This is a genomic window from Paracoccus sp. (in: a-proteobacteria) (assembly GCF_030538655.1).
Taxonomy (GTDB): Bacteria; Pseudomonadota; Alphaproteobacteria; order Rhodobacterales; family Rhodobacteraceae; genus Paracoccus.
Genome location: NZ_JAUNTO010000005.1, coordinates 87,801 through 108,915, shown reverse-complemented (window position 1 = coordinate 108,915; position 21,115 = coordinate 87,801). Strand labels below are relative to the sequence as shown.

The window sequence follows — 21,115 nt, the reverse complement described above, 5'->3', positions numbered from 1 at the left end:
ACCCTCATGCACGCGGCATCGACTTGCCGCGCATCAGACGTTTCAGCGCGGCGATGCGGAAGGGCGCGTTATAGGCGCCATAGCCGTCATACCCGCCGCGCCGCTGGACAATTTCAAAGAACAGCCCGCCGGTGATCGGGCGGCCGTAAAGCTGAAAGAACTCGCCGCCGTCATCGTCGCGGTCGTAAAGGATATTCAGTGATTGCAGGTGGGCCAGCGTTTCATCCTCCATGCCGAACCGGGCGCGCAGATCAGCATAATAGTTTTCGGGAATCTCCAGCGCGGCAAAACCGGCATCGGCCATCTGCTGCGCTGTCACGAAAATATCACGCGATTCCAGTGCAATATGCTGCACCACCGACCCCATGCTTTCAGTCAGAAAGCTGCCTGCCAGCGTGCGATGCGACTGCGTGCCGTTCAACGTGATCCGCGCGCGCCCGTCGGGGGCGGCGATGGCCTGACTGCGCACCAGCCCGTCAGGGTCGGCCACGTCCAGCATCGGGCGGCGCTGCATATCAAAGATGGAACTGTAGAACAGCGTCCATGACAGCATTTCATCATAATTCATCGTCTCGGCCAGATGATCGACGCGCGTCAGGCCAAAGCCCGCACCATCGCCCGGCAGCGGATCGAATTCACCCTGCCAGATCTGCGCGGCACTACTGTCGTCAATGAAATGCAGCACAGATCCGCCGACGCCCCGGATCGCGGGAATCTCGACCTCGCCCGGCCCGACGGGCTGGTCAAAGACCCGTGCACCAAGCGCCTGCGCGCGCTGGACGGTGGCGCGGGCATCGCCGACATGCAGGCCAATATCGCAAACCGCCGTGCCGTGGTTCAGATAAAAGCTGTGGGCAAATCCGGTCTGTTCGGTGTTGATGACGATGCGGATGTCACCCTGCTGCCAGACCGTCACCTGCTTGTTGCGGTGCTGAGCTGCGGGATAAAACCCCATCTGCCGCAGCGCGCTGGCCAGACGGTCCTGTTCGACGGCACTGGCGGCGAATTCGACAAAGGCAATGCCATCAACCGTGATGTTCGGCGGCAGAACCGGCACGTTTCGCGCGACGTCCGGTTCGGTGCGGCGGACCTGATCCATCAGCCAGATCAGGCTGCGGTGGCCGTCGCGGGCAATACCCTCGGGGCTGCCGCCGCGAAACTGGTCGTTAAAGATTTCCAGCGACAGCGGACCGGCATAGCCCGTCGCCGCCACCGCGCGCATGAAATCGGTCACGGGCAGATCGCCCTCGCCCGGCATATTGCGGAAATGGCGCGACCAATACAGCAGGTCCATGTCGATCAGCGGGGCGTCGGCAAGCTGGACGAAGAAGATCTTGTCGCCGGGGATGCGGCGGATCGTGTCAGGCGCGATCTTGCGCGACAGGGTGTGAAAGCTGTCAAGGATCAGGCCCAGATTGGGGTGATCGGCGCGGCGCACGATTTCCCATGCATCGCGGTGATCGTTGACATGGCGGCCCCAGGCCAGCGCCTCGTATCCGATGCGCAACCCACGATCCGCCGCGATCACGGCCAGCTCGGCCAGATCATCGGCGGCGCGGTCGATGCCGCCCAGGGCCGCCGGGTGGACCGAGGAACAGATCAGCATCAGGGGTGCGCCCAATTCCGCCATCAGGTCGAACTTGTGCCGGGCGCGGTCAAAGGCGCGGGCGCGCAGATCGCCCGGCAGCCCCTCGAAATCGCGGAAGGGCTGGAACAGCATGATCTCCAGCCCGTGGTCGCGGGCCATCGCCCCCACCTCGGCCGGCGAGGCGGCATCGCGCAGGAAATCCTGTTCAAAGATTTCCACCCCGTCGAACCCCGCCGCCTGAATGGCGGCGAATTTTTCGCGCAGGGTGCCGGCGATAGATACGGTGGCGATGGCGGTTTTCATGGCTTACCCTTGGTTCAGGTCGTTTTCATCGGTCAGCGGTGCCAGACCGGCGCGGCTGCGCCAGCGTTTCCAGATCGGGGTCTGGCTGACAAAGATCAGCACCACAGCGGCCAGCAGCGCCAGTGACAACGGACTGGTGAAGATGCCCTTGAACAGGCTGGACAGACTGCCCTGTTCAGAAATGATCGCCCGACGCCAGTTTTCATCCAGCAGCCGCGACAGGATCACCCCAAGGATCACCGGCCCCAGCTGATAGCCGTATTGCCGCATGAAATAGCCCAGCACACCAAAGGCCAGCGTCCAATACACATCGGTAATCGACCCGTTCACCGCATAAGACCCGACAATGGACAGGATCAGGATCAGCGGGATCAGCACCGTGCGCGGCATCTCGACCACTTTGGTGAAAATCTTGATCCCGGTCAGGCCGAACAGCAGCATGAAGAAATTGGCCAGCACCAGCGCACCGACGATGAACCAGAACATCGAGGGCTGCTCGATCATCAGCATCGGGCCGGGGTTCAGCCCGTGGATGAACAGCGCCCCGATCATGATGGCCGTGACGGCATCGCCCGGAATCCCCAGCGTCAGCATCGGGATAAAGGCCCCGCCGACGGCGGCGTTATTGGCGGTTTCGGGCGCGACCAGACCTTCCTTGGCGCCCTTGCCAAAGGGGGTTTCGGGGTTCTTGGTGATCCGCTTGGCGTGGTCATAGGCCATCAATGCGGCGATATCGCCGCCGGTGCCGGGCAGCGCGCCGACCACCACCCCGATGCCCGAGGTCTGCATCGACAGCGGCAGGTATTTGCGGATCGCCGACCATTGCGGCACGATGCGAGTGATCTTTTGGCGGATGCCGGTGGCGTTGACGTTATGCAGCTGGGCCAGCGCCTCGGACACGCCGAACATGCCGATCATCACGGCGATAAAGCTGATCCCACCCCACAGGTTGGTATAGCCAAAGGTAAAGCGTTCCTGCGCGGTCAGCGGGTCCATGCCAACCGTCCCGATCAACAGGCCAAGCGCCCCGGCGAAGATACCTTTGGTGAGGCTTTCCCCTGACAGCGACCCGACCAGCAGCACCCCCAGAATGGCGATCAGCATAAAGTCGCGCGGCTGGAACGACAGCGCGAAATCGCTGATCGAGGGCGCGGCCACCGCCAGCACGGCGATGCCGATAAAGCCGCCGATGAATGACATCACCGTGGCCAGGCCGATCGCCTCGCCCGCTTCGCCCTTTTGGGCCAGCGGATAGCCGTCCATGGCCGTGGCGATGGACGAGGGTGATCCGGGGATGTTCAGCAAAATCGCCGTGCGCGAACCGCCATAGACCCCGCCCATAAAGATGCCGACCATCAGGCACAGCGCCGGATAGACGTCCCAGGTAAAGGTGAACCCGATCAGGATGGACACCGCCATCGTGACCGACAGCCCCGGAATGGCACCGACATAGACGCCGGCGAATGTCCCGGCGGCGATCAGAAACAGCAGTTTGGGATCAGTCCACGAAATCAGAAAATAATTCAGCGCATCCATCAGAACCACCGTGAGATTGCGGCCAGAATTTCACCCTCGGGCACGATGCCGGCGGGCAGCAGGACGGTAAAAATAAGACGAAACACGACATAGACCAGCGCCAGCGAAAACACCGACACACCAATGGCATAGATCAGCCCGCCCTTGCGCAGGAACATGACCGACAGCACCATGAAGATCAGCGAAGTCGGCAGAAAGCCCAGCGGCACCAGCAGCACCCCATATCCCGCGATCATCAGCATCATCACGATAACGACGGGCGGCAGGATGTCGCTCAGGAAATGGCTGTCGTCCCGGTCCGGCGTGCGCAGATTGCCCAGCAGGATCAGGCCCGAGCTGACAACCATCGCAAAGGCCACCGCCATCGGCAGCGCACCAGGCGAGGACAGCGACGAAAACCCGGCGATGTCATAGGCCGACCACAGCAGAAACAGGCTGACCAGAAACAGCAGCGCGTTGAAAAACGTCTCTCCGGCGCTGCGTTTACGTTTATCATGTTGCATGACGGTTCCCCCAATAAGCCGCCCCGGCCCTGTCATTCAGGCCGGGGCGCAAGGCGCGGCATCAGGGCCGGGCGATCCCGAAGTCTTCGGGCGATTTCTTGGCCAGACCGGCATCATTGATCAGCCACGAGGTGACCGACTGCCAGTTGTTCAGAAATTCGGTCGCGGCATCGCCCGACAGGCTTTCCAGAATAAAGCCACGCTCGGCCATCAGGTTGACAAAATCTTCGCTTTGCGCACCCTCGGCATAGGCGGCGACCAGCTTGTCCACCACCTCATCGGGGGTGCCGTTTTTCACAAACACGCCAAAGAACGGACCCCAGGGCAGGTATTGCGCATATTCGGGGTTGGTCTCGGTAACTGCCGGGACATCGGGCAGCAGATCAATGCGGTCGGCATTGATAAAGGCGATGGGCTTCATCCGCCCGCCCCGGACGGATTCGATGGCGGCACCCAGCACGGCGGGCATCACGTCAATCGCCCCGCCTTGCAGCGCGGTCAGGGCCGGGCCATCGCCGTCATAGGGCACCTCGGTCACTTGCATCCCTTCGGTCTTGGAGGCCAGCATCGTCACCACCACCGAGGCCACACCGCCCGGCCCGGTCGAGCCGAATTTCACCGCACCGGGGTTTTCCTGAATATAGGCGATCATTTCCGGGAAGGTGTTGAAAGGCGCATCGTTACGCGCCACCAGCATCGGCACACCGCGCGCCAGAATATTGACCGGCGTAAATTCGGAATAGTCGATGTCGCCCATGTCCATCACCTTATACAGCAACGGATTTTCCGCACCCATCAGCAAGGTATAGCCATCGGCGGGCTGAGCATAGGCAAAGCGGGTGGCAATCGCACCGACACCGCCGGTCATGTTACGCATCACCACCTTGCCGCCCATCGCGCGTTCGGCGTGCGGGGTGACGGTGCGCATGACCACATCGGTCGAACCGCCCGCGCCCCATTGGATGATGCCCTGAATTTCCTTGGACGGGTAATCCTGCGCCACTGCGGGCATGGCAAAAGCTGCGGCCACAAGGCCGCCGATCAGCAGATGTTTCATCTATTTCTCCCATATAGGCGCACCCTCCCGCGCCCTGTGGCTAAACCATGTGACATGATGTCACGGAACTGCAAATACAAATATCGCGCTATCATTAACATGATGTTACGACCTGACCGGCATTTCCCAAGGGCGGGATTCGGTGGCGCGTTGTAATTCCTTGCGAAATTGCTGAATCGTATATTCAGCAAAACCCGACAACAGTCGCCCGCGCTTTGTCACCACATAGACCGAAAGCGGTGCCGCTTCGGCCAGCGACAGGCGCACCACACCGGGCATATACAGTTCGGCCACCGAAAATTCGTCGATGATGGCGACGCCCAACCCGTGCCGGACCAGCGAAACCACCGTCTGCGCGAATCGGCCGCGCATGGCATAATCAACCGGCAGGCCGGCATCGCGCAGCGGACGGGCCAGAATCTCGCCATAAGGATCGCGCGGATCGACGCCGACCATGGGAAAGCGGATCAGATCGTGGATCGACACCCGCCCCTGCCCTGCCAGGGCGTGGCCTTCGGGAACGATGGCGACGAGACGGCCTTCGGCGGCCAGATCATTGCGCACGGCGGCGTTCTCGACCGGAAAGGACATCATCACGAATTCGCCCCGCTCCAACATCAGATAGTCGATGGTTTCCTCGATTTTCAAAATGTTCAGATCCACGAACAGGTCGGGATAGCGCGCCCGCACATGCCGCAGCGCCCGCGCCGCGATAAATTGCGCAATCGACGGAGCCGAGGCAAAGGCCAGATCGACCGTCGCCCCGCGCTGCAACTGATCGACGGCGCGGTTCAGGTTCTCGATCCCGCCGAACACGCGGCCAAGCTGGTCAAAGATGGCGTTCGCCTCGATCGCGGGCACGAACAGACCGCCGCGCCGCTCGAACAGGCGCAGGCCCAGCGAATCCTCGGTGTGGCGCACAAGGCGGCTGATGCCCGGCGCCGAAACGCCCAGCATCCGCGCCGCCCCGGCAATCGTGCCCGCCAGCATGACGGCGCGGATCACCTCGATCTGTCTCAGCGTCAGCCCGGCCATGGTCACCTCCCCCCTCATTTTCGGCCATTGTATCGCGGCCCATTGGCGCGTCCACAGGCCACATCTGACACAAGTGGAATCGGCCCCGAAAATCGTTTATGCCACATCCTGTAACCACAAGATGGGGGAAGCCGGTGCCGGGGTTGAACGAACAGGACATTCTGCCGAAAGAGCTGGTTCAGCTTGATGCCACAGTTACCGACAAGGCCGACGCGATCCGTCAGGCCACCGCGCTGCTGACAGCGGCGGGCAGTCTGAAGCCGGGCTTTGGCGACAGCATGATGCGGCGCGAGGCGGCCTCGAACACCTATCTGGGCAAGGGCATCGCGATTCCGCATGGCATGGTCGAGGATCGCGACATGATCCTGCGCGACGGGATTGCGGTCTTGCAGGTGCGGGACGGGGTGGAATGGAACGAGGGCCAACGGGCGCAACTGGTGGTGGCCATCGCCGCGCGGTCGGATGCGCATATCGGCATCCTGCGCCGTCTGACCCGGCTGATGCAGGACGAGGCGCGGGTGGCGATGCTGGCGACCACGGATGACGCGGGCCAGATCATCGCCGCGCTGTCGGGTGTGGAACCCGCCGCGCCCGCCGGTGCCCCGGCAACAGATTTCGCGCAATCCTTTGACTGGACAGTGGATTATCCCACCGGGCTGCACGCGCGCCCGGCAACCGAATGGGCCGAAACCGCCCGCCGCTTTGCCGCCCGCATCCGCGTGCGCCACGGGGCCGAGGCAGCGGATGCCCGCAACATGATCGACCTTTTGCAACTGGGGCTAAAGCCCGGCGATGCCGTCACCATTTCCGCCGAGGGCACGGATGCGGCGGATGCGCTGTCCACGCTGCGCGTCGTCATCACCAGCCTGTCCGCCCGCGAAAAGGCCGATGCCGCGCGGGCCGAGGAAAAGCGCGCCGCGACGGCAGCCAGCGGCGGCTGGGTGCCGGTTGATGGCGGTGATGTGGTGGATGGTGTATCCGCCTCGCCTGGTCTGGCCATCGGCAGTTTGCACCGGATGGAATCGGGCGAGGTGGACATCCCCGACACCCCCACAGACCTGACCTCTGCCGCCGACCGGCTGCATGACGCGCTGGCGCGGGCGCGGGAACAGTTGCGCTCGCTGGCGGATGACACCGCGCGGCGTCTGGGCGAATCGGATGCGGGGATTTTCCGCGCGCAGGCGGAATTGCTGAACGATCCGGGGCTGGTGACGCTGGCCTCGCAGAAACTGGTGGCGGGGCATGGGCTGGCGTGGTCGTGGAGCGCCGCCGTGCAGGAAACCGCGGCGCAACTGACCGCCGTCGGCAATGCCGTGCTGGCGGGCCGGGCCGTGGATCTGCGCGACGTGGGCCAGCGCGTGCTGGCGCTGATCGACCCTGAACTGGCCCGCGCCACCCCGGCCGAGGTGGCGCCCGGCACGATCCTGATCGCCGATGACCTGACCCCCACCGACACCGCCGGGCTGGACCCGGACCGCATCGCCGGGCTGGTGACAGCGCAGGGCGGGCCAACCTCGCACACCGCGATTCTGGCGCGCACGCTGGGCCTGCCCGCCGTGGTCGGCGCGGGCGCGGCGCTGTCGCGGCTGCATGACGGGGCGCAGGCGATCATCGACGGCAGCGGCGGGCGGCTTTACCTGTCGCCGTCCGATGCCGATCTTGCGTCAGCCCGCGCTTTTATCGCCGCCGAGGATGAAAAGCGCGCCCATGCCGCGCAGGCCCGCGCCTTGCCCGCCACGACCCGCGACGGCCATCAGGTTGCCATCGGCGCCAATATCAACCTGGCCGAACAGGCCCCCTTTGCGCTGGAGCAAGGGGCCGAGGGCGTCGGCCTGATGCGGACCGAGTTTCTGTATCTGGAACGCAGCGCCAGCCCGACCGAGGATGACCAGTATCACGCCTATACCGCCATGTCGCAGGCCATGGGCGGGCGGCAATTGGTGATCCGCGCGCTGGACATCGGCGGCGACAAGCAGGTCAGCTATCTGGATTTGCCGCGCGAGGAAAACCCGTTCCTTGGCGTGCGCGGCGCGCGTCTGCTGCTGCGTCGCCCGGAACTGCTGGTGCCGCAATTGCGGGCGCTCTATCGCGCGGCCAGGGACGGGGCGGATATTCATGTGATGTTCCCGATGATTACCTCGGGCGCGGAACTGCGGGCCTTGCGTGAAACCTGCGACCAGATCCGCGCCGATCTGGACGCGCCGGAAATCCCGCTGGGCATCATGATCGAGGTGCCATCCGCCGCGCTGCTGGCCGAGGAACTGGCGCGGCACGCCGATTTCTTTTCCATCGGCACCAATGACCTGACGCAATACACGCTGGCCATCGACCGCCAGAACCCGGTGCTGGCGCCCGAGGCCGACAGCCTGCACCCCGCCGTGCTGAAGCTGATCGCGCAAACGGTTCAGGGCGCGCATCAGCATGGCCGTTGGGTTGGCGTCTGCGGCGGCATCGCGGGCGATGCCTTTGGCGCGGCGCTGCTGACGGGTCTGGGCGTGGATGAATTGTCGATGACGCCCCGCGACATTCCGGCGGTCAAGGACCGGCTGCGCAATGCCGATCTGACCACGCTGCGCGCACTGGCCGACCGTGCGCTGGCGGCGCCCGATGCGGCGGCGGTGCGCGCTTTGGCGGGGGAACTGGCATGATCCACTGCATCGGGCTGAACCCCGCCATCGACCAGACGGTGATGCTGGACCGGCTGGAACCGGGTGCGGTGATCCGCGCCAGCGACTCGCGCCTTGATCCCGGCGGCAAGGCGGTGAACGTCGCCTCGGTGCTGGCCGATTGGGGGATGGCGGCAACCGTGCATGGCCTGCTGGGGCAGGACAATGCCGCCGTGTTTCAGGCGCTGTTCACGCAAAAGGGCATCACCGACCGCATGGTCCGGGTGCCCGGCGCGACGCGCACCAATATCAAGATTCTGGAACAGGACGGGCGCACCACCGATGTGAACCTGCCCGGCTTTGACGCCGACAACGCGGCGCTGGACCGGGTGCGCGCCGGTCTGGACGTGGCGCAGGCGGGGGAACTGGCGGTGGTGTCGGGCAGCCAGCCCGCCGCCCTGCCGCCCGAGGCCACGGCATCGCTGGTGGCCGAACTTGCGGCACGGGGCGCACGGGTGGTCATGGACGTGTCGGGCGCACCGCTGCGTGCCGCGCTGGCATCGGCCACCCTGCCCTTTGCCATCAAACCCAACCGCCACGAGCTGGAGGAAGTGACCGGCACCGATCTGTCAGACCGCGCCGCCTTGGCCGATGCGGCACAGGGCCTGCTGGCGCGCGGGATCGCGCTGGTGGTCGTGTCGCTGGGCACGGACGGCGCACTGTTCCTGACCGCCAATGACGCCGTGCAGGTTCGCCCCGTGGCCCTGTCCACCGGCAGCGCGGTCGGTGCGGGCGATGCCATGGTCGCGGGCCTGACGGCAGCGCTGGCCCAAGGGCTGCCTCTGCCCGATCTGGCGCGGCAGGCCACCGCCTTTTCCGGCGCGAAACTGCAAAACCCCGGCCCGCACCTGCCCTCGCGCGATGCGGTGCGGGATCTGGCGGCACAGGTCACACCGATCCCGCTGGCCGATTGGATCACCGGCGCCTGACGCCCGGACATTAAAGGAGAACGGGATGACCGATTTCATAGCCGTCATCGGAACACGCCACCGGGGCACTCATGCTGTGCTGTCGCGTGAGGCGCTGAAAAACGCCGCTGCTGCGCAGGGCCACCGCATTGCCATCGAACTGGACACCGCCGACGGGGTGGTTGACCCGCTGGACACCGCCGCCATTGCCGGGGCGCAGGCGGTGCTGCTGGTGGATGACGCGGTGGATGACGGGCGCTTTACCGCCCTGCCGGTGCTGCGGGCGACCAAGGAAGAGCTGCTGCACAACGCAGGCGCGGTGATGTCGCAACTGGTTGCCGCATCCGGCGGTGCCACGGCAGCGGCACCCACGCCCGCCAGCACCCCGGCCACCGCAGACGGCCCGCTGAAGATCGTGGCCATCACATCCTGCCCCACGGGCATCGCCCATACCTTTATGGCCGCCGAAGGGCTGACCGAGGGTGCCAGGCAGCTTGGCCATACGATCCGCGTCGAAACGCAAGGCTCGGTCGGATCTCAGGATGCGTTGACACCGGATGAAATCGCCGAGGCCGATCTGGTCATCATCGCCGCCGACCGGCAGGTGGAACTGTCGCGCTTTGCCGGCAAGCGGGTGTTCACCGGCCCGACCAAGCCCGCGATCAACGATGGCGCGGGCCTGATCCGCCGCGCGCAGACCGAGGCGCAGACCCAAGGCGCCACCGCCGCGCAAACCGCCGAGACCGCACAGCCCGCGCATAAAGCCGGCGCTTACAAACACCTGATGACCGGCGTGTCCTTCATGCTGCCCTTTGTGGTCGCGGGCGGTCTGCTGATCGCCATCGCCTTTGCGCTGGGCGGCATCTATGTTTACGAGGATCAGTATCAGGGCACGCTGGGCTGGACGCTGTTCCAGATCGGCGCGAACGGTGCCTTTACCCTGATGGTTCCGGCGCTGGCCGGGTATATCGCCTATTCGATTGCCGACCGGCCCGGCATCGCGCCGGGCATGACCGGCGGAGTCATCGCAGGCACCATCGGCGCAGGCTTTCTGGGCGGGATCGTGGCGGGGTTCATCGCCGGTTATACCGTGCTGGCGCTGATCCGGGTGATCCGCCTGCCCAAGACGCTGCAAGGGCTGATGCCGGTGCTGATCCTGCCGCTGCTGGCCACGGCGATCACCGGGCTGCTGATGTATTACGTCGTAGGCGGCCCGACGGCGCAGGCACTGGCCGCGCTGACGGAATGGCTGAAGGGGATGCAAGGATCGTCGGCGCTGATCCTGGGGCTGATCCTTGGCGGCATGATGGCCGTCGATATGGGCGGGCCGATCAACAAGGCGGCCTATGTGTTCGGCACCACGCTGATCGCGGCGGAAATCTATCAGCCGATGGCCGCCGTCATGTGCGCGGGCATGACCCCGCCCTTGGCGCTGGCGCTGGCCACGCGGCTGCGCCCGTCGATCTTTACCCCCGAAGAGCGAGAGGCGGGCAACGCCGCCGCCGTCCTTGGCCTTGCCTTCGTGACCGAGGGCGCGATCCCCTTTGCCGCGCGTGACCCGCTGCGAGTCATCCCCTCGCTGATCGCCGGGTCGGCCATTGCCGGGGCGATCTGCATGGTGCTGGGCGTGGCGCTGCGGGTGCCGCATGGCGGGGTGTTCGTGCTGCCGATCCCGAACGCCGTCACCAACCTGACCGGGTTCATCATCGCACTGCTGGTCGGCACGCTGGTGTCGGCCGTGGCGCTGATGGCGGTCAAGCGGCCGGTGGCGACGCCCGCCACACAGACCACCTGACCACAAGCGCAGGAGGGGCAGGGGATGTTGATAATGATCGCCCCCTGCCCCGCCCACGCCGCCCGGCGATCACGACCACGGCGGCCCCCTGTCGGCCCGGCGCCACCGGGTCTGACAACAGCGCCCTGGAGTCGCCCCGGCACCCATTGCGGCGCGGCCCAGGACGGCCCGACAGATTGCCTTGACTGCTGTTCATCATCGACTGCGCAGGGTGCGCCTGCGCACCGCCCGCCCGCTTCGCTGACGGGGGCGGCGACGGATTGTCGCGAAACCGTCGCATTTCGGTCGCAAAAGCGTCATCCGACACCCCTACACCCCATCGAAACCCTGTCAAACCGGAGCATCCGATGACCATCTTTCGCCTTGCCGCAGCCACCGCATTGGCCAGTCTGATCGCCATCCCCGCCAGCGCCGAATTCGCGCTGGACCCCCGCTATACCGACGCTGATGGCGACCTTGTGGCAGATATTCCAGCGGACCCGGCGCAGCAGGTTGACCCCGCCACGCTGATCTTTGCCTATACCCCGGTCGAAGATCCGGCGGTTTACGTCGATGTGTGGAAAGAGTTTCTGGACCACCTGAGCGACGTCACCGGCAAGTCGGTTGAATTTTTTCCGGTGCAAAACAATGCCGCGCAATACGAAGCCATGCGCGCCGGTCGTCTGCACATTGCCGGTGTGAACACCGGCGGCAACGCGATTGCCGTGGCCTGTTCGGGCTTTCGCCCCTTTGCGATGATGGCGAATGCCGACGGGTCGTATGGATACGAGATGGAAATCATCACCTATCCCGACAGCGGCATCACCGAACTGTCCGATCTGAAAGGCCGCCAGCTGGCCTTTACCTCGGAAACCTCGAATTCAGGCTTCAAGGCGCCGCAGGCTCTGCTGGAATCGGAATTCGATTTGCAGGTCGAGCGCGACTATACTCCGGCGTTTTCGGGCGGGCATGACAACTCGATCCTGGGTGTCGCGAACAAGGATTACGACGCCGCCGCCATCGCCAATTCGGTCCTGACCCGCATGGCCGCGCGCGGTGTGGTGAACAAGGACGATCTGGTCACGGTGTATAAATCCGACACCTTCCCGACCACCGGCTATGGCGTCGTCTATAACCTGACGCCCGAATTGCAGGACAAGATCAAAGAGGCGTTTTTCAGCTTTGACTGGACCGGCACCGGGCTGGAAACCGAATTCGCCCCGCAGGGCGAAACCCAGTTCATTCCGATCAGCTTTCAGGAACATTGGTCGGTGATCCGCCAGATCGACGAGGCGATGGGCGTGACCTATACCTGCAACTGATTTTTCGTATCATGACGGACAGGCGGGGGCGACCCTGCCTGTCTTTCATTTGAAAGGGCCGCCGATGTTGACCGTCGAAAACCTGACCAAAACCTATCGCACCGGCGACAAGGCGCTGTCGGATGCGTCATTCACCATCCCCGCCGGGCAGGTCCTGGGGCTGATCGGGCCGTCGGGGGCTGGAAAATCGACGCTGATCCGCTGCATCAACCGGCTGGTGGAACCGACCAGCGGCAGCGTGCGGCTGAATGACACCGACATCACCCGCCTGCGCGCGGGAGATCTGCGCCGGGCACGCCGCCGCATCGGCATGATCTTTCAGGAATATGCGCTGGTGGAACGGCTGACAGTGATGGAAAACGTGCTGTCGGGGCGGCTGGGCTATGTCGGGTTCTGGCGCAGCCTGACGCGGCGCTTTCCGCCCGCCGATGTGCAGAACGCGTTCCGGTTGCTGGATCGGGTGGGCCTGTCGCCGCATGTCGATAAACGCGCCGACGCCCTGTCGGGCGGCCAGCGGCAGCGGGTCGGCATCGCCCGCGCGCTGGAACAGGACCCCGAATTGCTGCTGGTCGATGAACCCACCGCCAGCCTCGACCCGAAAACCAGCCGCCAGATCATGCGGCTGATCGTGGAAATCTGCCGCGAACGCGGCCTGCCGGCGATCATCAACATCCACGATGTGATGCTGGCGCAGCAATTCACCGACCGCATCATCGGGTTGCGCGCCGGGCAGATCGTCTTTGACGGCGCGCCCGCCGAGCTGACCGGCCCCGCCCTGACCGCGATTTACGGCGAAGAAGACTGGGCCGCCATGCGCAAATCCGCCGACGAGGACGCACAGGCCGAGGATGACGATCGCGAAGCCCGCGAAAAACTGCTGGAGGCCCTGTGACCTATCCGACCACATGGCGCCGCCCGCCGCAACTGATCCGGTCGCGGTTCTGGCGCATCGCGCTGAGCGTCGGCGCGCTGATCTATCTGGCCGCCGCCATCGGCAGTATCGAGGTGAACTGGACCCGCGTGGCCGCCGGTCTGGAACGCGGGCAACGCTTTGTTACCGGCTTTCTGACGCCCGATTTCTCCACCCGCTGGCGCGACATTTCGGCGGGGCTGATCGAAAGCCTGACCATGACGCTGACCTCGACCGTGGTCGGGGTTCTGGTGTCGATCCCCATTGGCATCGGGGCGGCGCGCAACCTTGCGCCGCGCTGGCTGTATCTGATCTGCCGCAGCATCATCGCCGTCAGTCGCGCCTTGCAGGAAATCATCGTGGCGATCTTTTTCGTGGCGCTGTTCGGCTTTGGGGCCTTTGCCGGGTTCCTGACCCTGGCCTTTTCCACCATCGGCTTTATCGGCAAACTGCTGGCTGAAGACATCGAGGATATCGACGAAAAACAGGCCGAGGCGATCCGCGCCACCGGCGCAAGCTGGATGCAGCTTATCAACTATGGCATCCAGCCGCAGGTGATGCCCCGGCTGATCGGGTTGTCGCTGTATCGCCTGGACATCAACTTCCGCGAATCCGCCGTCATCGGCATCGTCGGCGCGGGCGGGATCGGGGCGACGCTGAACACCTCGCTGTCGCGCTATGAATATTCCAGCGCCGGGGCGATTTTGCTGATCATCATCGCCATCGTCATGGCCTCGGAATACGCGTCCGGGCATCTGCGCAAATGGGTGCAGTGATGGATCAGGTCTGGCAATACCGCACCCCGCGCACGCGCCTGCTGATCTGGGCGGGCTGGTTCGCCACCGTCGCGCTGTTCGTCTGGTGCTGGAACCTGATGACGGCGCGCACGAATTGGGGCTTTGTCCGGGACGCCCCGCAGGCGGCGGGCGATCTGCTGGGCCGGGCGGTGCCGCCACGCTGGTCCTATATGGAACGGCTGTGGGCGCCGCTGTGGGATACGATCAACATCGCCACGCTGGGCACGGCGCTGGGCATCATTATCGCGGTGCCGCTGGCCTTTCTGGCGGCGCGCAACACCACACCGTCGCGGCTGGTGCTGCGCCCCTTTGCGCTGTTTTGCATCGTCGCCTCGCGCTCGATCAACTCGCTGATCTGGGCGCTGCTGCTGGTGTCGATTCTGGGGCCGGGGATTCTGGCGGGGATCATCGCCATCGGCTTCCGCTCGGTCGGGTTCATCGGCAAGCTGCTGTATGAGGCGATCGAGGAAACCGACATCAAGCAGATCGAGGCGATCACCGCCACCGGCGCATCACAGGGGCAGATTTTGACCTATGGCATCGTGCCGCAGGTGCTGCCGACATTCTACGGCATCAGCGTGTTCCGCTGGGACATCAATATCCGCGAAAGCGCGATTCTGGGGCTGGTGGGTGCGGGCGGCATCGGGATGCAGTTGCAATCCAGCCTGAACGTGCTGGCCTGGCCACAGGTGTCGCTGATTATTCTGGTGATCCTTGGCACCGTCATCATCAGCGAATGGGTCTCGGCCAAGGTGCGGCATATGGTGATCTGACGCGGGCAGGCATCGCCCGCCCGCGCCATCAGGGATTAGCTGTCGCGCCCGGTCTTGGCATCGACGCTGATCGGACCGGGACCGGCAAAGACCAGATACAGGAACACGAAACAGTAAAGAATCGCCGCATCACCGCCATTCAGCGTGGGAAAGAAATTTTGCGGTGCATGGGCAATGAAATAGGCCGATGCCATCAGCCCCGACAACAGGAACGCCACCGGGCGGGTGAACAGGCCGATCACCAGCAGGGCACCGCCGATCAGTTCCATGATGCCCGCGATCCACGGCAGGCTAAAGGCAGCGGGGTTCATCCCTGACGGAAAGCCAAGGATCTTCTGCGTGCCATGGGCCATAAAAATCAGTGCGGCCATAATCCGCAATAGGCTGCGCATGGTGGGCGCATAGGTGGTCAGTTGTTTGAACATGTCTTTTCCTGTTGTCATGTTGCAGCGGCTCTGCGCCCTTCTGCTATGGCCGGTGCAGATAAGGCGAAACATCCCTGCGAACAACGCAAAATTCGTTCGCAATCTGCGAACGCCGGGTTGTCCCGGCACGCAAACGTGCCCCGGCCTGCTATGGGTCAAGCGTATCCAGCGCCGCCTCGCCCGGTTCGCAGGCGGCCAGCAGGGCACGGCGGTCAGCGGCGGACAAGGCATCAAGATGCGAAGGCCGCGCCACAGGCAGATGCGCCGTCGCCGCGACCCAGCCGGGCGGCGCATTACCCGCAACCGCCGTGCCCAACCGCACGATCTGCCGGGCCGGATCCGCCAGCATCTGTTCATAGCGGATCACCGTCACATCGGCCCCGCGCAGTTCAGCCACGGCGGTCTGCATCATCTCTGACCAGAAGCGCCCGCAGTCCACGACCGAGGGCCGTTTCGTCAACAGGTGATTCACCCCCGGCAGGCCCCCCATCTGACACAACACAGGCCAAATCGCACCGCGCCCGAAATGGTGCCGCGGGTCCAGCGTGTTCACCCAGGGCAGCCCGGTTTTCCACAGCCAGACCGGCGGGCGGGCCATGGTGAACTGACGCAGGCTTAACGCCGTGGCAGCCCCGCTGCGCCGCAACAGCACCAGCCGCGCCTGAGGAAACATCCGCCGCAGCGTGCGCACCGCGACCAGAGACCCGCCCGACCGTTCGGCCCAGACCTTGCGCGGCCCGCCCGGCACCAGCCGGTCCAGCGCCGCGATCAGCGCGCGATACTGATCGGCCAGCGGCCGCAGCGGCCATGTCACCACTTCGGCGCCAAGGGCATCCAGCAGATCATCGGGCCGGTCGGACAGATGCGGTAACATGATGTTCAGCATCGGCGGGCAGTTGAACGGATCGTGGCGGCGCTTCTTGACGTGGTGATACAGAAATTCGTCCGGCATCGTGTCGGGGTTGGCCAGACGGCGCATCAGCGGCGTCACCTGCGTCATATGCCGCCAAAAGCCGCGCCCGTCGCACAGATCGGGGCGATAGCCATAGGGGCCAAACCCCACGAACAGTTCCGACAGGCTCAGCACATCCGGGTGCTGGCGGATGATCCGTGAAACCAGCGTTGATCCACAGCGGGCCGACCCCAGCAGCAGGGCAGCTTGCATCGACCCTCTCCCATATTTATTACGAACAGTTCAGTTCAAAATATGGGTAGCGTCACGCGCAGCCATTGCCAAGCCCCAAGCGACGGCGGCGGGGAAAATTCTTCAATACGCTGAATTGTTTATACAAATCCGTTTCAGGAATTCACGTGCCTGCCCCACCGACAGGAACCGGCGCGGCGGTGCGGATCAGGTCCAGCCAGTCGTGGATCACCGCCAGTGCCTCTGGCTCGTCCAGAAAGGGGATGTGGCCGCGATCAGGGATTTCGGCGAACAGCAGATCGGGGCGGCGGCGGCACATCTCGGCGGCGATGTCGCGGGTCAGCACGTCCGACCCCGCCCCCCGGATCAGCGCCAGCGGCAGGCCCGCGCAGGCATCGAACAGCGGCCATGCGTCGGGCAAGGGGTCTGCCTCCATCGCCTTGTCAAAGGCAATGCGCAGCGCCGGGTCATAGGTCAGGCCGACGCCATCGGCCTGCTGCACATAATGGCGCAGGGCTTCATCGGCCCATCGTTCCGCCGGAACATTGGCGAAACCGGGCATGGCGGCGGGCAGATGATCGGCGACCTTATCCAGCGTCGGCACGACAGGGCGCAGACCGATGAACTGGCCGATGCGCAGCAGCCCGTCGCGTGCGATCACAGGGCCGACATCGTTGAAACAAATGCCCGACACGCGCCCCGGTGCCATGGCCACCATCGCCATGCCCAGCAGACCGCCGCGCGACGATCCGATCACCGCCGCGCGGTCCAGCCCCAGATGATCCAGCAGGGCCAGCGCGTCCTGCGCCTCTTGCCCGACGGTATAGCTGTCCGGCCCGGTCCAGTCAGACCCGCCGCGCCCGCGGCTGTCCAGCCGGATCAGCCGCACGGTATCGCCCAGCTTGCGCGCCAGATAATCGAAATCGCGCCCGTCACGGGTCAGCCCCGCCAAAGCCAGCAGGGGCAGGCCCCGCCCTTCGTCCTGATAGGCCAACCGCGCGCCGTCGCGGGCGTGAAACGTCATCTGCGTCACCAGCTTTGCCCCCCGTTGCCGACCATAACCGGCGGGATGCCGGGCCGGGTCAGCCTGACTGCATTTCGGGCACATCGCCGGGAATGACAAGATCCGCCTTCGCCGCCCGGATCACATCCGCGCCGCCCCCCGCACGCGTTCGCGCAGGATCAGCCCTTGCCCCGTCGCTTCGGTCGCCACCACATCAGCGACGATCAGATCACCCTTGCGCCGCATCGCCAGCCACGCACGATCCGTTCCCCGGCCTCCAGCAGCTTGCCCCGTGCCGCGCGCGGCAGCAGCGACCAGCATACCGGGCGGTATCGTTAATGACGGTCAGCGGTCAGCCCGCGTCACCCGCGCATCAATCACCCGATGCGGCGACCCTGCGCCTGCAAAACCGCCGATCATCCGCACCACCGCCTGGCGGCGCCCGTCACGCCCTGCGGCCCCCCAGTGCCAACAGATCCCGCGCCGCGCGGGCGATCACCAGCCCTTCGTTGGTGGGGATGACCATCACATGACCGCGCGACATATCCGATGAGATGATGGTTTCGTTGCGGTCATTGCGGCCGTGGTCGATTTCAAGGCCCATCCATTCCGTCCGCTCGCACACCCGCGCCCGGATCAGACGCGAGTTTTCCCCGATGCCGCCGCAGAACACCAGCGCGTCGATGCCGCCCATGGCCGCCGCCATCGCGCCCAGTTCCCGCTGAATGCGGAACACGAAATAGTCGATGGCCTTCTGCGCCTCGGGCGTGCCTGCGGCTTCCAGCGTGCGCATATCGTTCGACAGCCCGCCCGACAGGCCCAGCAGGCCGGATTTCTCATACAGCAGGCGGCGCACCTCGCCGGTGGTCATGCCGCGCTGATCCATCAGATACAGCACCACACCGGGGTCAAGCTGGCCGCTGCGGCTGCCCATCGGCAGCCCGTCCAGCGCCGTGAACCCCATGGTCGAGGCGACCGAGCGCCCATTTTGCACCGCACACATCGACGCGCCATTGCCCAGATGCGCGATCACCACCCGCCCCGCCGTAATCAGCGGCGCGATGCGGCGCAGTTCGGATGTGATGTAATCATAGCTCAGCCCGTGGAAACCGTAACGGCGCACACCTTCGTCGTAAAAGCTGCTGGGCAGGGCAAAGGTATCGTTCACCCATGGATGGGTGCGATGAAAGGCGGTGTCGAAACAGGCGATCTGCGGCACACCGGGAAAGGCCGCCATCGCGGCGCGGATACCGGCGATGTTATGCGGCTGGTGCAGCGGCGCAAAGGGGCGCAGCGCCTCGATCTGCGCCATTGCGGCATCATCGACGACCACCGGGCCGCGAAAGGCGGTGCCGCCATGCACCACGCGATGCCCCACGGCCACCACCCGCACATCGGGCAGCGCCGCCGACAGACTGTCCAGCGCCAGTTGCAGCGCGGCGGCGTGATCGGCGGGCTGACCTGCCGCCACCGGCAGATCAGCGCCCGCAGCATCGCGCAAGCGGATGCTGGCCCCCTCGCCGCCGATCCGCTCGACCAGACCTTCGGCCAGGGCGGTGTCGCCATCCTGCGCCGCAAAGACCACGAATTTCAACGAGGACGACCCGGCATTCAGCGCCAGAATGACATCGCGGCTCATTGTGCGGCTACCTTTTGCGGATTGCGCCCGGCGCTGGTCGCCGCATGATGCAGCGCCGCCACCGCGCAGGACGCCAGACGCGAGGCCGCGCTGTCGGAGCGCGAATTCAGGATCACCGGCACCCGCGCGCCCAGGACCAGCCCGGCCCCCTCGGCATGGCTGATAAAGGCAAGCTGTTTCGCCAGCATGTTCCCCGCATCAATGTCGGGCACCACCAGAATATTCGCCCGGCCCGCCACCTCGCCGCGCAGACCCTTGGTGCGGGCGGCACCCATATCGACGGCGTTATCCATCGCCAGCGGGCCATCGACCTGCCCGCCGGTGATCTGGCCCCGCTCGGCCATCTTGGACAGCAGCGCCGCATCAATGGATGACTGGATCGCCGGATTCACCGTTTCCACCGCCGACAGCACGCCCGCGCGCGGCACCAGCCCGATGGCGGCGGCCAGTTCGATGGCGTTCTGAACGATGTCACGCTTGGTTTCCAGATCGGGCGCGATATTGATCGCGGCATCTGTGACCAGAACCGGCTCGGGGCGGCTGGGCACATCCATGACGAACACATGAGTAAAGCGGCGACCGACGCGCAGGCCCTCGGTCTTGGACAGCATCGGGCGCAGCAGATCATCGGTGTGCAAATGCCCCTTCATCACCGCAGCGGCCCGGCCCGCATGAACCAGACGGCAGGCTTCGGCGGCGGCTTCGGCATCGCCCGCAATGTCGATCACCTCGATCCCGTCCAGGCTTTCGCCCAGTTCCTGCGCCGTGGCGCGGATCGCCGCCGCCCGGCCGATCAGGATCGGCACGATGATGCCTTCATGCGCCGCCTTCAGCGCACCACCCAGTGAATTGGGATCGTCGGGGGAAACCACGGCGGTCGGCAGCGCATCCAGATGCCGCGCCTTTTCCAGCAGCGCGCTGAAATGGCGGTGCCGTTCGACCAGCAGGCCGGGCACCTCGATCCCGTCGCGGTCGAATTTATACGTGGGCGCCTGCACCGTCGCCTGACCGTCCAGCAACAGCGCATTATCGCTGACCCGGCGCAGTTCGGTGTCCAGCGTCACCATGCCGCCGGGTTCCTTGCCGGTCACGCGCACGCGGCAGATGACTTCTTCGCCGGAATGGGCGCGTTCGTGGAAATTCAGCACCTGCCGCCGATACAGGGTGCCGGGGCCGGGCAGACGGGTGCCCAGTGCCGCCGAAAACAACGAGGCCAGAAACATCCCCGGCGCCACGCTTTCGGGCACGCCATCGCCGTCACCGTCTTCGTCGGGCAGGTGCATCGGGTTATAGTTGCCCGAGATGACGGCAAAGGAAAACAGATCGTCCAGCGTAATCAGCCGGCGAAATTCGGCCTTATCGCCGATCTGCAATTCATCCAGCGTGCGGTTAACCAAGTGCATCAGTCTCTGCCTTTCGGGTTCTGCGCCCGCAACTGGTCAGTGCGGGCATAAGCGCGGCCTGTTCCCCCCAGCCATGTCTTGCGCTGTCAGGTGCCGAGGTGCAAGCGGATCATCGTTCACATCCGGTCCAGCAGCGCCCGCGCACAGCCACAGGCGACGGATTGATGGGGAATGCCCGCCATCCGCGCCTTGTGCCCACACAAGGGCAGCAGACCCATGGCTTCGGCCGCTGGTTAACAGCGGTATGGCCCAGGCAGGTGACAGGTCGATGACATTTCGCCGACAATCAGATCATGGTCACAGCCAGCCGGGGGGCGCGCACCGCCCGG

The 21,115-nt window shown here is 65.1% G+C and carries 18 protein-coding genes; 7 read left to right on the top strand and 11 right to left on the bottom strand.

Going from position 1 to position 21,115, the window contains the following annotated elements:
- Positions 1–4: 4 nt before the first annotated feature.
- The 5 genes from Q4G22_RS05230 to Q4G22_RS05210 form a co-directional block, all read right to left on the bottom strand.
- On the bottom strand, positions 5–1,891 hold the full coding sequence (locus Q4G22_RS05230) for a bifunctional sugar phosphate isomerase/epimerase/4-hydroxyphenylpyruvate dioxygenase family protein (protein WP_303384846.1): 1,887 nt from the start codon (positions 1,889–1,891) through the stop codon (positions 5–7).
- A gap of 3 nt (positions 1,892–1,894) precedes the next feature.
- A complete protein-coding gene (locus tag Q4G22_RS05225) occupies positions 1,895–3,427 on the bottom strand; it encodes a tripartite tricarboxylate transporter permease (RefSeq protein ID WP_303384845.1) in 1,533 nt (510 codons plus the stop codon).
- On the bottom strand, positions 3,427–3,930 hold the full coding sequence (locus Q4G22_RS05220) for a tripartite tricarboxylate transporter TctB family protein (RefSeq protein ID WP_303384844.1): 504 nt from the start codon (positions 3,928–3,930) through the stop codon (positions 3,427–3,429). Before Q4G22_RS05220 ends, Q4G22_RS05225 begins: the two co-directional genes overlap by 1 nt.
- A gap of 61 nt (positions 3,931–3,991) precedes the next feature.
- Positions 3,992–4,987, bottom strand: coding sequence for a tripartite tricarboxylate transporter substrate binding protein (locus Q4G22_RS05215; RefSeq protein ID WP_303384843.1), 996 nt, complete (start codon positions 4,985–4,987; stop codon positions 3,992–3,994).
- A gap of 105 nt (positions 4,988–5,092) precedes the next feature.
- Positions 5,093–6,040: a LysR family transcriptional regulator gene (locus Q4G22_RS05210; protein ID WP_303384842.1), complete on the bottom strand. Its 948-nt coding sequence runs from the start codon at positions 6,038–6,040 to the stop codon at positions 5,093–5,095.
- A gap of 116 nt (positions 6,041–6,156) precedes the next feature.
- Here Q4G22_RS05210 and ptsP point away from each other — a divergent pair, with 116 nt between their 5' ends.
- From ptsP to phnE (Q4G22_RS05175), 7 genes are all read left to right on the top strand, one after another.
- Positions 6,157–8,670, top strand: coding sequence for a phosphoenolpyruvate--protein phosphotransferase (gene ptsP / locus Q4G22_RS05205; protein ID WP_303384841.1), 2,514 nt, complete (start codon positions 6,157–6,159; stop codon positions 8,668–8,670).
- Complete coding sequence (locus Q4G22_RS05200) at positions 8,667–9,617, top strand: 1-phosphofructokinase family hexose kinase (RefSeq protein ID WP_303384840.1); 951 nt, start codon at positions 8,667–8,669, stop codon at positions 9,615–9,617. Before ptsP ends, Q4G22_RS05200 begins: the two co-directional genes overlap by 4 nt.
- Positions 9,618–9,642: 25 nt before the next feature.
- A complete protein-coding gene (locus tag Q4G22_RS05195; protein WP_303384839.1) occupies positions 9,643–11,391 on the top strand; it encodes a PTS fructose transporter subunit IIC in 1,749 nt (582 codons plus the stop codon).
- Between the two features lie 347 nt (positions 11,392–11,738).
- Entirely contained in the window at positions 11,739–12,692 is a 954-nt protein-coding gene (gene phnD / locus Q4G22_RS05190; RefSeq protein ID WP_303384838.1) for a phosphate/phosphite/phosphonate ABC transporter substrate-binding protein, read from the top strand.
- A 64-nt stretch (positions 12,693–12,756) separates the two neighbouring features.
- Positions 12,757–13,584 (top strand): phosphonate ABC transporter ATP-binding protein, encoded by an 828-nt coding sequence (phnC, locus tag Q4G22_RS05185; RefSeq protein ID WP_303384837.1) that lies wholly within the window; start codon positions 12,757–12,759, stop codon positions 13,582–13,584.
- Positions 13,581–14,378, top strand: coding sequence for a phosphonate ABC transporter, permease protein PhnE (gene phnE / locus Q4G22_RS05180; RefSeq protein WP_303384836.1), 798 nt, complete (start codon positions 13,581–13,583; stop codon positions 14,376–14,378). Before phnC ends, phnE (Q4G22_RS05180) begins: the two co-directional genes overlap by 4 nt.
- Positions 14,378–15,172, top strand: a complete 795-nt coding sequence (gene phnE, locus Q4G22_RS05175) for a phosphonate ABC transporter, permease protein PhnE (protein ID WP_303384835.1) — start codon at positions 14,378–14,380, stop codon at positions 15,170–15,172. The genes phnE (Q4G22_RS05180) and phnE (Q4G22_RS05175) overlap by 1 nt, the downstream gene beginning before the upstream one ends.
- Before the next feature lie 35 nt (positions 15,173–15,207).
- Here the strand turns inward: phnE (Q4G22_RS05175) and Q4G22_RS05170 are convergent, their stop codons facing one another.
- From Q4G22_RS05170 to Q4G22_RS05145, 6 genes are all read right to left on the bottom strand, one after another.
- Positions 15,208–15,597: a DoxX family protein gene (locus Q4G22_RS05170; RefSeq protein ID WP_303384834.1), complete on the bottom strand. Its 390-nt coding sequence runs from the start codon at positions 15,595–15,597 to the stop codon at positions 15,208–15,210.
- Positions 15,598–15,745: 148 nt separating this feature from the next.
- The gene (locus Q4G22_RS05165; RefSeq protein ID WP_303384833.1) at positions 15,746–16,762 is read right to left on the bottom strand and encodes a sulfotransferase; all 1,017 of its coding nucleotides are present in this window, start codon (positions 16,760–16,762) and stop codon (positions 15,746–15,748) included.
- A gap of 142 nt (positions 16,763–16,904) precedes the next feature.
- A complete protein-coding gene (locus Q4G22_RS05160; RefSeq protein ID WP_303384832.1) occupies positions 16,905–17,774 on the bottom strand; it encodes an alpha/beta fold hydrolase in 870 nt (289 codons plus the stop codon).
- A 111-nt stretch (positions 17,775–17,885) separates the two neighbouring features.
- A complete protein-coding gene (locus Q4G22_RS05155; protein WP_303384831.1) occupies positions 17,886–18,065 on the bottom strand; it encodes a hypothetical protein in 180 nt (59 codons plus the stop codon).
- Between the two features lie 124 nt (positions 18,066–18,189).
- A complete protein-coding gene (locus Q4G22_RS05150; protein WP_303384830.1) occupies positions 18,190–19,383 on the bottom strand; it encodes an acetate/propionate family kinase in 1,194 nt (397 codons plus the stop codon).
- Positions 19,380–20,786: a bifunctional enoyl-CoA hydratase/phosphate acetyltransferase gene (locus Q4G22_RS05145; RefSeq protein ID WP_303384829.1), complete on the bottom strand. Its 1,407-nt coding sequence runs from the start codon at positions 20,784–20,786 to the stop codon at positions 19,380–19,382. The genes Q4G22_RS05150 and Q4G22_RS05145 overlap by 4 nt, the downstream gene beginning before the upstream one ends.
- Positions 20,787–21,115 lie beyond the last annotated feature (329 nt).